The organism is Bradyrhizobium sp. 521_C7_N1_3 (assembly GCF_052075975.1).
Taxonomy (GTDB): Bacteria; Pseudomonadota; Alphaproteobacteria; order Rhizobiales; family Xanthobacteraceae; genus Bradyrhizobium; species Bradyrhizobium japonicum.
In genome coordinates this window covers 2,950,925-2,964,510 of record NZ_CP197232.1, presented here as the reverse complement: position 1 = coordinate 2,964,510, position 13,586 = coordinate 2,950,925, and the positions used below count along the sequence as shown (strand labels likewise).

The window sequence follows — 13,586 nt, the reverse complement described above, 5'->3', positions numbered from 1 at the left end:
GCGCAGTGCATTAAAGCTACGTCGGCAATAAGCTTCTTCTCTCAACGCGACCTCGCCTTCCCGTTCTCACCTGCTAGATCCGCTCCACAGGTAGCGCAAAAACGTACCCGACGCCCCGCTCACTACGGATGATGGATGGCGCACTGGGATCCACTTCGAGCTTGCGTCGCAATCGAAGGACCTGCACGTCAATACTCCGGTCATAGATGTCGTCGTGGACGCGGGTTGCCTGCAGAAGATATTCACGTGATAGGGGCCTTTGCGGTGCATCAAGAAACGCGGTCAGTAGCGCGTACTCGCCCTTTGAGAGAGGAATATGCTCGCCGAGAGAATTGGTTAGCCGACGAGTTCGTCTATCAATCTGCCAGGAGCCAAAGCGCCACAGGCCCTTCTCTGCATCCCGTAGCGTTGACATCCCTCCCCTAGCTCGCCTCCTAAGAACGGCTTTTATGCGTGCAAGAAGTTCTCGCAAACCAAATGGCTTGGTTAGATAGTCATCGGCCCCCAGCTCCAGGCCGACTACTCGGTCAACCTCGTCTCGCCGATGACCTGTGACAATGATAACTGGCACGTCCGATTGCGCTCGGATCTCGCGCAAGAGGTCCAGACCGTCATCCTGTCCGAGACGAAGATCGAGAACAACGATATCTGGCTTGTGCCGCACAAGAATGCCTGTCACCTCCTCGCGCCGTGACGCCGAGATAGCGCGAATTCCATTTTCTTCGAGATAGTTCGTAACCAGTTGGCGCATTGTCAGGTCGTCTTCGACGATCACACATGTCAGCGTCTGGCCGGCCGCGCTGTCAAATGTACGCAATGGAGTCCACGAAGAGTTCGTCCCTATTAGGCGAGGATCCGCTGGAGAAGTCGAAAGCTCCTCCGGTGCGGCAGTTCGCGATCCTGTCCGAGATATTTATTGGGGCACCCAAGAGGGCCAACAGAGGCCAAAAGATGCCATCAGCTGAACGCCATCGCTTCAGATCATACGGCCGGCCTCAACAAGGCCCGAGTTGCGCTAGCTATGTCGGTTTGGCGCATAAGGCTCTCCCCGACGAGGAAAGTCGATATTCCGATACGCGCAAGACGGGCAACATCGTCTGGGGTTGATATCCCGCTTTCACCCACGATCAACCGATCCTTGGGCAGGTGTGGGGCTAAGTTCTCACTGACCGTGAGGGACGTGGTGAAGGTTCGCAGGTTTCGGTGATTGATCCCGATCATGGGCGAGTTTAGACGCAAAGCTCGGTCGAGCTCAGGCCGATCGTGGATTTCGATCAGCACGTCCATGCCAAGCTCGAATGCCGCCGCCTCAAGATCCCTTGCGGCCTCATCGTCGAGAGCGGCCATGATTAACAAAACGCAATCCGCTCCGTGGGCACGCGCTTCCACCACCTGGTAGACGTCGAAGATGAAGTCTTTGCGGAGTACCGGTAGATGTGTCGCCGCGCGAGCCAGTGCCATAAACTCCAGCTTGCCCTGGAAGGACGGCTCATCCGTTAAAACTGACAAACACGTGGCCCCCCCTGCTTCGTAGGCCTGAGCTAACGCAGATGGATCAAAATCCTCTCGGATGAGGCCTTTGGAAGGAGACGCCTTCTTAATTTCCGCAATCAAGGCGTATTCGTTCGACGCTTGCCTTTTGCGGATCGCTGATACAAAGCCTCTTGCGGATGGAGACGACTTTGCTCGCAAAAGCATTTTCGCCAAGGGATGCGCACTCTTTGCGCGCTCAATCTCCTCCTTTTTGTATGCCTCTATTCTCCTCAAGATGTCAGGTATCATATGAACCGCCTTGCGCATGAGTTGTTGAAAACGGACCCCACGGCGCGTTCTTTTCTGAGACCTGATCCAATATTTCTCATGTCCCATGCCAAGAGCCGGGAGGTCCCCGAATTGAGCCCCATTTCCGTCGAGAGTTCCTTTGTCCCAGATTGAGAGCAAGATCGTTCGCTCGGGGCTTCTCGGTGCGCGCCGATCAGCACTCGAGACGATACTGCATAGCTCGATCTTGTCGCGACGCGACAGCCCAAGTTTGCGCAGCGCTGGTATCCAGGCGCGCCGACGATCGCATCGTGCTCCTCACTTGGGCGTTCTCTGGTCCAGTACGCTTTCAGATCCATCATAAAGTTTTACCGGTGAGAGCAATGGCCTGCACCAATTGCCCTATTGTTCGATCCTGGCTTCACCTGAGTTCTCATTCGCGACAACCTTTTGAATCCGCGCGATCACTCAGCATCGCATCCACCTGGTCATCAGGTTGGATCGCTACAAATTAGCTACGTCAGTCAGGCATTTGACTTCAGTTGAAACCTCTCTCCGCATTTTTGACACACGCCTTTCTTGTTCTCATCGCAATCGGACTGGAGTGGCACGATGCTATGACTTCTCTGCACTTCACATGAGCGATGTCCACGGATCGCTCATAGCGTACCGCTAGTGGCCGCTCCGGCTGGGTTCGGATACTGGCCGCAAGCTGGTGGCAACCACCGATAGGCGCGCTACTTGACAGTCTCCGCGTCAGGTGCGGTGAGAGGTTTATCGTCCGTCCCGACGACAAACACAGCCAAAAGGCTTGCAGCATTCGTGTCGCTAGCGTTCTCGCTGACCAGATGATGCGCCTCGGGGTCTTCGTAGAAGCTTTCGCCGGCGCGATAAATACGAGCTGGCTCGGCACCAACAGCGCTTCGGATCTCGCCGGAGAGTACGAAGGCATAGATAAATGCGGATTTCGCGTGGTGATGAGGTCGAGACTTTGCGCCAGGTGGGTAATTCACGACGACTGCGATCAATTTCTTGTCAGGCAGATTTGGAATCGAGCGCTCGAACACCGGTTTAACGCTCTCAGATGGACGGTTGAACACCGCGACCGCTGTTTTTCCGGATCGGGCCGTGAAACTAGATGCGGACATCACGGGTGACTGGAGCGCGACATTGACGATCGCGCCGGCCAGGTCGGCCCCCCTCCGCTGCTGAGAGATTGCCCCCTCCAGCGCATCATCAAACTTTGCTTTTGGCGCGCTCTTAATGGGAGGGGAGAGGAATATGAGGATGGCGATAGCGCTGGCAAAGCGCATAGAGAGCGATCTAAATGGCATTCCGTGCATCCTCTAGTGAGTGCGCCAATGACGTCAACCTATCTTCTACATCCAGCAGTCGCGCAAGGTTGTAACCGAGGGTGAGGACCCAGAAGCGGATAGTGGGGCTTCTTAGAGCCTGCGGTCACATTGGCTATGACCATTCGATGCTCTTCAGTTTAAGCAGCATGTGCACCCATGGAAGTGAAACGATCTCAATATCAAATTGAGCGGGATGCACTTCAACTAAGGCCGCGCGTTCTCCTCATTTTTTCGCATCCGCTCTCTCCTCGTAACCTGAGTGCAATTCATGGAGTGGCTGCAGAAGCGCCATTTTGCTTCGGTGCCATTGTGCTTTAAGAGTTACTGCCTTCTTCCATAACTCTTGGAGAAGAACACAATGAATGAGCTACATGATTGGCTGTCACAACAGCACCACGGATTGCGCACATTTCAGCTCTTCCGACAGGAACTTACAAAGCTCACTATAGATGACCCGGACCACGCCGCCTTGTACACGCTGTTGAGCATGCTCGTAGCGCGCTATATCGAAGCCTTCGATGAGGAGCCGGTCCCAATATCGGTTGCAGACAGAGCCTTCGGAAATTTGCTAAGAGCTGTAGCCGGTCTCGATTTTTCTAAGTCTGCAGATGGCCGTCTGATTGATCTTAATCGCATTGCTACGCTGGACCTTCTGGACCCATCATTCGAGGTCGACTGTCACCGGTCCCGCGGCAGCTTATCACGCGAGGGTAGCACTGATGGGGTTCACCGGCCGAACTAAGGGTTGTCATCGGTGATTCAGAAGCTTTGCCTGGCCTCTGTAGACAAGTTGGCTCCTCAAGCTGCCGGAGTTTCATTCGCGCCGGGACCTCACACATGTTTGTTATCCTTCCCGGCTGGCGGGGGATGCGTGGCACTGGATGCTCCACTTGTATCCCGCCTGGAAAGTATCCATGAAACGGAGGCAAGAAGTGGCAGATAGGATTCCTTACAATTCCGCCCATCTTCGTACCTTGCCGGCTGAGATGAGCGCTTGGCGCGTGCACGCCTTTGGGCCGCCGGAAGCCATGACTTTCGAGACCGTTCCTCGCCCCAAGCCAGGCCCTGGCGAGGTGCTTGTGAAGGTTCATGCTGCGGGGGTCGGGCCTTGGGATGCGTGGATTCGGTCCGGGAGGAGCGCATTGCCCCAACCTCTTCCGCTGATATTGGGCTCTGATCTCGCCGGAGCGATTCAGGAGGTGGGCCCCGGCCCGCTCAACCTCGCCATAGATGATGAAGTCTACGGAGTAACCAACACACAATTCCTCGGCGCGTATGCCGAGTATGCGGTCGCGTCCGTTTCAATGTTGGCGAAACGACCGGCATCGCTATCACCGGTCCAGGCGGCATCGGTGCCTGTCGTTGCAGTGACCGCTTGGCAAGCACTTTTCGAGTACGCTCACCTTGGTTCGGGACAGACAGTGCTCGTCCATGGTGCCGCCGGAAGCGTCGGCAGCTACGCTGTACAGCTAGCCTGCCGAGCAGGGGTCCGGGTCATCGCGACGGCGGCTAGCAGGGATATGGAACATGTACGAAAGCTTGGCGCAGCTGAGGTTATCGATTATCGAACACGGCGCTTCGAACAGGAACTCCGGGAGATCGATGCAGTCCTTGACCTCGTCGGCGGCGATACTCAAGTACGTTCTTTCGCAGTTCTCCGTGAGGGCGGAAAGCTGATCTCCACAGTATCGGAGCCAGACCAGCGATTAGCTGCGGATCGCAAAGTCGGTGCTGAATTCTTCCTTGTGGCTGTAACCACTGAGAGGTTGAATCGAATCTCCGAGCTCATCGACCGTGGTGAACTAAAGCCCGAAGTGGCGGCGGTTCTTCCGCTGACAGATGCACGGAAAGCGCATATGATGCTCGAAGGCCAACTCACGCGCCCAAAAGGCAAAATTGTACTCCGGGTGGATTCATCCGAATAGACAGGTTGGCATATCTGTCGCGCAATGGGCTTTCCCTCTCGAGCGGTATCGATTGGGTTAAGAACCAAGCGGGGCTGGCAATGCCTTCCCAGGTATCGAGTTCGACCAATCTAAGACCACGGAACTGCAGTTCTCGGCCCCGCCGTACAGCTCTTCCGGAAGCTGGATCAGGAGCATGAACCGAGCGCGTTGAACGCGCTTCTCTGCACGTGCGGCGATTGCGGTACTGCGCCAACATTTTCGGACGGGGAGTTACTGCGCCATCTACTTCTCAGCGCGAGCCATTGTATGCAATCACTCGCGAGCCAACCGCCTTTTGAGCGAACGTCGATAAACTACACCCGCGTGTCCGACGCACCGGGGTTCCGGATAACCGAGAGTCGCAAAACTGGGCGTGTTTCGCCCGCCGATTGAAGCCAGGCCAGGCTCTGCCCTTGCGAGAATCTCTCTCCAATGTTCTTGGCATTGATCCTCCATTAGCATGGCGATATTCTCGGCCTCATTGCACTACGCGGCCTTCTTTGCGAGTTCAGATCAGCGGATTTGGACTATGAACGAATTGGCGACCGAGGCTCGTAAGCAGACCTTCGTCTTTGGGTCATTCCGACTGGACGTAACCGACAGAGTTTTGAGAAAAAGCGGTGAGCCGCTTCCGATCCGGGGGCGGGCTTTAGAGTTGTTGATAGTTTTACTAGAACGCGCTGGGGAAGTGGTCAGCCAAAAAGAGTTGATTTCTAAAGCCTGGCACGATGGCATCATCGGCCCGAGCAATTTGCGCGCCCACATCGCCTCTCTTCGCAGGACATTCGATCCGCATGGTGACGGCTCGCGCTACATCGCTACCGTTTCCGGGCGAGCTACTGCTTCGTTGCACCTGTGCAGCCCTCAACGGACGATCTGCTGCGACCGTTCGGTGAGCACCCGACCGCAAGCAAACCTAGTCAACTTCCTGCGTCCTTGACCCGAATGATCGGGCGGGAAGAAACGGTTGGGGATCTTTCCACCGAACTGATAACCCACCGATTGCAGCAAGTCCGGCAAGGGCGTCTTCGATGGAGCGTCGCCGCTCGCCTCCTGCTGGACAGATGGGGTGAAAATGATCCAGCACTAGATACTCCATCCAGCTGCGAGTGTAGCAGAGGTTAGCGAACGCACGGCGAATTCATAAGGAATTCGAATGGCGCGATAGGCTCATCAAATGGGGCATCGCCCTAGCTGGATGCGGCTCCAAAATTCGTGCTTATCCGAAAAACGGCTGATCCTGGTTGGCCCTCTTTACAGATTCTTAGCACGTTTAACTCGAACGCCGGCGTATGCGGGGTACCATTCGTCATAGTGAATGTTCTTTCACAGCCATTAGGCTGAAAGGAAACACTATGCACCCCACACACATTGCCTTGGATCGAGACGCGGCTGGCCGAATTGCGATTATGCCGGAGCATGCCAGTGAGGGAAGCGGCCAATCTCACATCGCAACGGAGTTCGAGACGGTCCTACTCGCTATCGCGGGGCACGATCTTCGTCAGCCGTTGCAAGTGATCCAGAGTGCACACGAGCTGCTTGGCATGGGAATTCGAACCAGCGCTGAGCTACGCCTGCTGCAGACAGGCCAGAACGCGATCGATCGCCTCAGGGAACAATTGGCATTGCTTACCACCGCGCTTCGAATCCAGGAGCATACGAAGTCTCTCAAGCTGACGCCGGTTTGCGTAGGAGAGGTCTTGCGGCAGGCGTACCAGGACAACGAGGAAACCGCATTGAGCAAAGGGGTCAGCGTTCGCTTAGTTAGTTCCGGTGCGATAGTGAGAAGTGACGGTCTGCTGTTGCGAGCGGCTTTGCGCAATTTGCTGAGTAACGCCATAAAGTACACGCAACCAGGTGGACGCATCCTTCTTGGTTGCAGGCGCTGCGGTTCAGACCTTCGGATCGAGGTGCACGACACTGGCATCGGCATTGCTAGCGAACAGATGCCAAGAATATTTGATGCGTTCACGCGGCTTGATCCGATGCGGAACGACGGCCTCGGCATCGGGCTTTTTATTGTCAGACAGGCGCTCGGCTTGCTGGGACACCGAATTTATGCGGCATCGCGCCCATCACTTGGATCTTTCTTCTCGATCTTTGCGACGAGGTCCGAGCTGCCGAAGTGTGACGATCGCCCCGTGGATCCGACTTGTCGCTGACCTATACTCCCGTAACCACCCTGGCTAATCATGACAACGATACTGAACAGGCTTGATTTAAACCTTCTAAGGGTCTTCGACGCGGTGATGGAGGAGCGCAGCGTACTCCGGGCTGGTCAGAGGATATGTCTGAGCCAGTCCGCGGTCAGTCATGCCCTTGCCCGATTGAGAGAAGTCCTTGGGGACGAACTCTTCATCCGCACTCCGAACGGAATGCAGCCGACTGCGCGCGCACTCATGATGGCCCCCCTCATACGTCAGGCATGGAGATCGTTAGAGACAGCAGTTGGCGTACCTAAGTTCGAGCCATCCAACGCAAATCGGCAGTTCACGATCGCCGTAAGCGATTTCGTGACGATTGTGATGGTACCTCGCTTGCTAGACCTCCTTAGGCATGAGGCGCCCCAAATCGACCTCGTTGTTCGGTCCGACAGCACCACCGAATTGGCTGAGCAGATCGACCTGGGACACGTTGACGCCGCCATCGGGACTTTCTCGCACATTGCACCCAGATTCAGGTCACGGTCGCTCTTCGCGTGCGACGATGTGCTAATCGCCGGATCTTCTCGACATCTTGGAAGGTTGTCTGTCGAGTCGCTTTCGGAACTCTCGATCGCGGCGATCTCGTTGCATGGTCAGCAGAATGAGCTTGCTGAAGGGTTCGTATCCGAACGCGGATTATTTCGGCGATCAGAAATGTACGATCGGGCTGCTTTGGAAAAGGCGCTTTCGACCTCGGGCCAGAGCGCCCGGATAATGGTCTCGCTGCCACATTTTTTTGCCCTACCGACGCTTCTTGAGCAATCGGAGTTGACCGCGATCGTGCCCCGCCCACTAGCCGCGTCAATGTCCCGCACACAATCGCTGACAACGTATGAGCTGCCCTACAAATCCGAGTCGGCCGAGGTCGGCGTTCTGTGGCACGAACGCACAACGAATGACGCGGCTCAGCAGTGGCTCCTCAACATAATATCGCGTGCTACTGAACATCTGCGCGATCGATCCGCAGGGCATATTGCAGGATCAAAGCGTTCGTTTATTGGCACCACATCAAGGAAAATGGCGGCCATTGATTGTCAGTTTTAGTTTGAGATCGCAAGCTTCTGCAGGTCTTTTCCGGAGCGCGACAAACCATCACTGCTACCGCGCTTCGCGCGCGATCGGACAGCCGCGCTGCCGAGGCGAGCCGCCAAAGCCGCTGTCGCACTTCGCCAGCGGATGCATATACATTCCAACGCTGCATATTGAGCCCCGGGGGAAAACCGCGCGCGTAAGATCTCACTGTAAATGCCGCGACTGTCGGCATGCAGCTTGGCGTCAATTGATGTGATCAACGCTCTCATGACTCGTCGCAGAACTCACTCAGATCAGCAATGACCAGCTCCTACCTTCGCGGAGTTGATTTCTTTGCAAGAGGACCTTGAATGTCGCTCATGAAGAAGAGCGACCCTCGCCAGGATTGTGTTCGCTGTGCGGAATATTAAATACCCCTCGTCCTCCAACGCGAAGCTCCACTTGGCAGGAAACGCAGTCGTGGCCGTATCCTTCAACACAATGGATCTAAACCTTCTTAAGGTGTTCGACGCCGTCATGGACGAGCGTAGCGTTTTGCGCGCAGGTCAAAAGCTCGCGCTGAGCCAATCCGCCGTTAGCCATTCATTGGCGAGGCTGCGAGAGATGCTGGAGGATGATCTGTTTGTCCGGACGGCAACCGGTATGCAACCCACGTCCCGAGCACTCGCAATGGCCGCTCAGGTGCGCAATGCACTAGGAGCCCTTGAAGCGGCTATAGAGTTGCCCACGTTCACTCCGGCCACATCGACGAAGCTATTCACGCTTGCCGCTAACGACTTCGTCACACTCGTGCTGGGGCCCCCGCTGTTGAAGTTGCTCGGTCATGAGGCACCTTCCGTTGATCTCGTAATCAAACCCGTTACGCGCATAGACCTCGCCGAGCAACTTGATTTAGGTCGGATTGATGTTGCAATCGGTGTATTCTCTTCTCCCCCGAGCCGATTTAGGACAGCGCTGCTGTTCGAGTATGACGACGTGCTCATTGTGGGTGCAAATAACAAGCTCGAGCGCATTGACAAGGCCACTCTTGAGCAGCTGTCACTCGTCGTTGTATCTTTTGGGGGAGAACAAGAAGGAGCAGTTGAAGGTTTTATCTCGGAGCGCGGCTTGGCACGGAGATCCGAGATGTACGATCGTGCCGCGCTCGAAAAGGCGTTCGTCCGTAGCGATCCGCCGCCACGAATGGCGATTAGTCTGCCCCATTTTCTTGCGCTGCCAGCCCTAATCGAAGAAAGCGGGCTTGCAGCGATCGTCCCACGCCCTTTGGCGGCGGCTTTCGAGCACACCTATGCGATTGCTATACACGAGTTGCCCTACAAGACCAAGTCGCTTGAGGTTCGCCTGCTCTGGCATGAGCGCCTTGACGAAGACCCATCTCATAAGTGGCTGCACAGCATGCTTCGCCGAGCAACTGAGTGCCTGCCTCATAGGCGATTCATTTTTGACAACGCAGACGCCGATCGCGAGCTCTCGCCCTAGCGCGGCAAGCGGGGTGTCAGCCTCACTCAGGATTTAGAGATGCATTAGATCAAATGTCTCCTTGCAATATCTTCATACGCGCTGAGCCTTAAATCTGGTCCAAGACGATCTATCTCTTATCTTGGATGCAGCGCTCGCTCTAGAAGGCAGACTGCTTCTGCGCGTGGACAGAGGAGTTCGGCATGGCCAACGAAATCTCGGGTATCAAGATTCCCGACAGCAAGCTTGCTCGCGAGGCTGCCGAGCTCGTTAGGCAGCACGAGAGCGACATGCTGTTCAACCATTCAGTGCGAGTGTTTGTGTTCGGCGCAATGAAGGGAATCCGACAGGATCTGAAATTCGACGCTGAATTGCTCTATGTCGCGGCGCTCTTTCATGACCTTGGGCTCGCCGATGCTTACCACACTCCGACGAAGCGCTTCGAAGTAGATGGTGCAGATGCCGCTCGTGATTTCTTAAAGAGCCATGGGATACCTGAACCGAAAGTGGATCTTGTTTGGGAAGCCATAGCGCTACACACAACTCCAGGTATTCCGCAATTCATGCGGCCAGAGATCGCGCTCACCAATGCGGGCGTCCTGGTGGATGTCGTGGGAATTGGATATGACGAGTACACACCAGAGCAACGGGAGCATGTTCTGGCAGCATGGCCGCGTGGGGACTTCAAAAACGAATTCGTGAAGGTTCAGACCTGCTCGGCATTGAAGAAGCCGCAGACAACCTTCGGGACGGTTAATTTCGATTATATCGAGCATCACGATCCCGGATTTCACAAGCCCAACGCTTGCATGCGGATTCGCAATACGCCCTGGCCAAGCTAGGGTCTGTTGGTGCCGTAGACCCTGGCTTGCGCAAATCGGATGTCTCTAGCTGCGACGCATTACGCGAGCTTCTGGGCACAGGGGGTATCATCCCGTGAACACCTCCAGGGCGCCGAGCCGTAGCAAGATCGTAGGAACGATGACAAGTGTCTCATAACAAGCTTCTCTGGCTAACCCTGGGTGCATTCTCTATCGGCACCGAGGGTTTCATGATCGCCGGATTGCTGCCGGATCTCGCACGGGATCTGAATGTAGGACTTCCGGCCGTAGGCCATCTGGTGACGGCGTTCTCGTTTGCCTACGCACTCGGAGCTCCCGTTATTGCAGTCCTAACCGCCTCGTTTGAACGGCGCAGCCTCCTCGTTGTGGCGATGCTATGCTTTGGCTTTGGAAATGCGCTTGCTGCGGTCACCCCTAACTACGTTGGATTGTTGATGGCTCGGCTACTATTGGCATTGTCCGCAGCAGGCTTTATGCCTGCAGCAAGCGGTTATGCTGCCGTTTTGGGAGGGCATCAGCGGCCGGGGCGCGCCCTCTCAATTGTTACCAACGGACTAACCCTTGCTATCATCGCGGGCGTCCCGCTCGGCGTCCTGATCGGCGAGCGGCTTGGTTGGCGAGCGACCTTTGCTAGTGTGGCTGGCCTCTCGGCGCTCTCTCTTATTGGGATCTTGAGCGGGATGTCCCGCCAGCCGCCCGGCACCGTTTCAACGCTCGGCGAACGCTTTGCACTGGCAAAGCGGCCTGACATGCTGGCGGTGCTGGCGACAAGCGTTCTGACGGTGGCGAGCACCTTTACGCTCTATACCTATCTGAGCCCGTTTCTCGCCGAAGCTGCCGGTATCGGGCCGTCGGGCCTCGTCATGGTGTTACTCGCCTTTGGGATTGCCAGCGCACTCGGGGCTTGGATCGGCGGTGTCATGACGGACAGGCTGGGAGCTGCTTTCACAGTCAAGGCCGGATGCAGCCTCACGCTTTTGGCCTACCTTATGCTATCTTTCGCCCCGATCCTGGCGACGCGAGACGCCGCGTTTGCCATCCTTCCTGCTCTGCTTCTTTGGGGACTTGCCAGTTGGGGGGCAATGACCGGACAGCAAGCGAGGTTGGTAGCGCTGTCGCCTGATATGGCGTCTGTCAGTCTCTCACTAAATTCATCCGCGATCTACCTGGGAAGCGCAGCAGGAGCCGCGACAGGTGCGATATTTGTTGCTGAAGGAGCCGTTGTACGCCTGGGTGTAGTGGCTACATTCTTCAGTTTAGGCTCTTTTCTAGCGCTATGGATCGCGCACAGGATTTCTTCAAGGGCTCAGTTAGGAGAGACTTCCTGAGCAGCCAAGGACCGTCAAAATGTCCGACCACCGGGCCTGCTGCGCCTACCGAGCTTGTGTTTAAGTAGCTTCCGATTAGCTTGCGATGATGAGGCGCAGCTTGGTCTACCGCCGTCCAATAATGCTCGTCCGACGGGCGCGCCGCGTCCTGTTGCACGCCGTACATGGCCGGCTTTCCGTTCTAGTCTCGACCAGCTTCCAAAATAGCTTGCGAAAGTCGTGCAGGGTTTGAGAAGCAAAGCTCGTGACTTCCTGCGGTTTGAACAAGCCGATATAGCCCGAGCTTTTCTGAAAGTCTCGGATGTAGCGGGAAGCTATGGGGAAGCGCGATGTCTTCCGTACAGTTGATGAACGATTTCGGCAAACTCATCTCAGTCGGGTTCGCGCGCACCGCAAGCTTGTCGGTGAACGACTTGAAGGGATGTGGGTTCAACTTGTCGTATGCCCGCTGAGCCGTTTCCGCATCTGCATCATTGATGTAGGCTTCTCACCAGAGAGGATACGGCAGTACCACGGAACCATCCCCAACATGCGTGAGGAAGCTGGGATAATGTGGCGGCACTAGGTCGCTCAAAGATTCGCCGCCATTGGCGACAAATGCACTGAGATAAACAAGTCTGCGCAGGCGATGTGCAATACGGTCTGCAACACCCGTGATGACGATGCCGCCATAGCTATGGCCGACCAAAACTACATCGCCGAGATTCCTTTCCGAGATGAACTCTACGACCGATTCGATCGACTCGGCCAGTCCGGTTGTCTTTTGATCCCCTAGCCTGTTGCCGCTCATAGTCGGGGTGAAGACGTGATGCCCCGCAGCTCTCAGCAAAGAGGCGGTGGGCCAATAATGCTCGCCAGTATGCCAGGCTGCGTGAATAAGGACGTAAGTTGACATAGTCTCGTAGGCTCCTTGTGCGCATGGCGATGCAAGCGGCGCTATATTGGGGTTCATCGATCCCGACGTACCTGCGTCTGATTGAAGAAAGGTGACTTACTTCCTGTTTGGACCTATTGGGTTGCCAAGAATGCTCTCTGCGATCGTCCTGCGATCGATATTCCCGAACGGGTCTCGCGGTACAGCGTCAACCGCCGTCAATAGCTCGGGAAGCTTGTGCTCGGGCAATTGAACCCGGGCCATCGCCAGAATTTCATCAATGATCGCGTCGTCGCTTTCGTTCTCAAGCTGAACGACTGCCGCGAGCCGGTGACCTAGCATTGGATCCGGTACGCCGAACGCCGCAGCATCTTGCACCATGGGGTGCGCGGTCAGCGCGCGCTCGACCTCCGCCAGCAAAATGGGCGAGCCGTCTCGCATGATGGTATCCGACTCACGATCAGGCAAAGGCGCAACGGTCTTGAATTCTATCAAACGCGCCACTTAGGCCTCCATCTTTAGGTAAGGTCAGCCTATCTTCTCTAAATGCAATCCATTCGCGTCCCCAGTGAAGTTCTTGCACTATCATCATTCCGTAACTTCACTGTCCTTGAGGAGATCGGCAGGCATTCGATCTGTTAGACCCACTGGATCTGTTGCACTTACCACCGCAAATGGACGCTCGGTCCTATCGCTCGTCAGCGCTACGACCGCGTTACAGGGATCCGCAATTTGATTGCAGCTGTAGCAAGATCCCGCTGCCCCGACATCGAGCTGAAACTGCAG

12 protein-coding genes are annotated in these 13,586 nt (G+C 55.9%); 7 read left to right on the top strand and 5 right to left on the bottom strand.

All coding sequences use genetic code 11. The annotated features are described in order from the left end of the window. Positions 1-73: 73 nt before the first annotated feature. The 3 genes from AB7008_RS13445 to AB7008_RS13435 form a co-directional block, all read right to left on the bottom strand. Positions 74-817, bottom strand: coding sequence for a response regulator (locus AB7008_RS13445; protein ID WP_259196001.1), 744 nt, complete (start codon positions 815-817; stop codon positions 74-76). A 164-nt stretch (positions 818-981) separates the two neighbouring features. After that, entirely contained in the window at positions 982-1,779 is a 798-nt protein-coding gene (gene trpC / locus AB7008_RS13440) for an indole-3-glycerol phosphate synthase TrpC (protein WP_039156646.1), read from the bottom strand. Positions 1,780-2,498: 719 nt separating this feature from the next. Further along, the gene (locus tag AB7008_RS13435; protein ID WP_309248189.1) at positions 2,499-3,074 is read right to left on the bottom strand and encodes a cupin domain-containing protein; all 576 of its coding nucleotides are present in this window, start codon (positions 3,072-3,074) and stop codon (positions 2,499-2,501) included. A 1,028-nt stretch (positions 3,075-4,102) separates the two neighbouring features. Here AB7008_RS13435 and AB7008_RS13430 point away from each other — a divergent pair. The 7 genes from AB7008_RS13430 (at position 4,103) to AB7008_RS13400 (ending at position 11,926) form a co-directional block, all read left to right on the top strand. Beyond that, entirely contained in the window at positions 4,103-5,041 is a 939-nt protein-coding gene (locus tag AB7008_RS13430; RefSeq protein ID WP_039146678.1) for an NADP-dependent oxidoreductase, read from the top strand. A gap of 550 nt (positions 5,042-5,591) precedes the next feature. Then, positions 5,592-6,002, top strand: a complete 411-nt coding sequence (locus tag AB7008_RS13425) for a winged helix-turn-helix domain-containing protein (protein WP_158332868.1) — start codon at positions 5,592-5,594, stop codon at positions 6,000-6,002. A 415-nt stretch (positions 6,003-6,417) separates the two neighbouring features. Continuing rightward, a complete protein-coding gene (locus AB7008_RS13420; RefSeq protein ID WP_167768236.1) occupies positions 6,418-7,224 on the top strand; it encodes a sensor histidine kinase in 807 nt (268 codons plus the stop codon). Positions 7,225-7,254: 30 nt separating this feature from the next. Further along, the gene (locus AB7008_RS13415) at positions 7,255-8,310 is read left to right on the top strand and encodes a LysR family transcriptional regulator (RefSeq protein WP_064741610.1); all 1,056 of its coding nucleotides are present in this window, start codon (positions 7,255-7,257) and stop codon (positions 8,308-8,310) included. Positions 8,311-8,757: 447 nt separating this feature from the next. After that, the gene (locus tag AB7008_RS13410) at positions 8,758-9,777 is read left to right on the top strand and encodes a LysR family transcriptional regulator (RefSeq protein WP_200875134.1); all 1,020 of its coding nucleotides are present in this window, start codon (positions 8,758-8,760) and stop codon (positions 9,775-9,777) included. 182 nt (positions 9,778-9,959) lie between these two features. Next, on the top strand, positions 9,960-10,598 hold the full coding sequence (locus AB7008_RS13405; protein WP_039146673.1) for an HD domain-containing protein: 639 nt from the start codon (positions 9,960-9,962) through the stop codon (positions 10,596-10,598). A gap of 146 nt (positions 10,599-10,744) precedes the next feature. Continuing rightward, a complete protein-coding gene (locus tag AB7008_RS13400; RefSeq protein WP_039146671.1) occupies positions 10,745-11,926 on the top strand; it encodes an MFS transporter in 1,182 nt (393 codons plus the stop codon). Positions 11,927-12,413: 487 nt separating this feature from the next. Here the strand turns inward: AB7008_RS13400 and AB7008_RS13395 are convergent, their stop codons facing one another. After that, positions 12,414-12,821, bottom strand: coding sequence for an alpha/beta fold hydrolase (locus tag AB7008_RS13395; protein ID WP_232208707.1), 408 nt, complete (start codon positions 12,819-12,821; stop codon positions 12,414-12,416). Between the two features lie 96 nt (positions 12,822-12,917). Beyond that, on the bottom strand, positions 12,918-13,304 hold the full coding sequence (locus AB7008_RS13390; RefSeq protein ID WP_148311897.1) for an AMP-binding enzyme: 387 nt from the start codon (positions 13,302-13,304) through the stop codon (positions 12,918-12,920). Positions 13,305-13,586 lie beyond the last annotated feature (282 nt).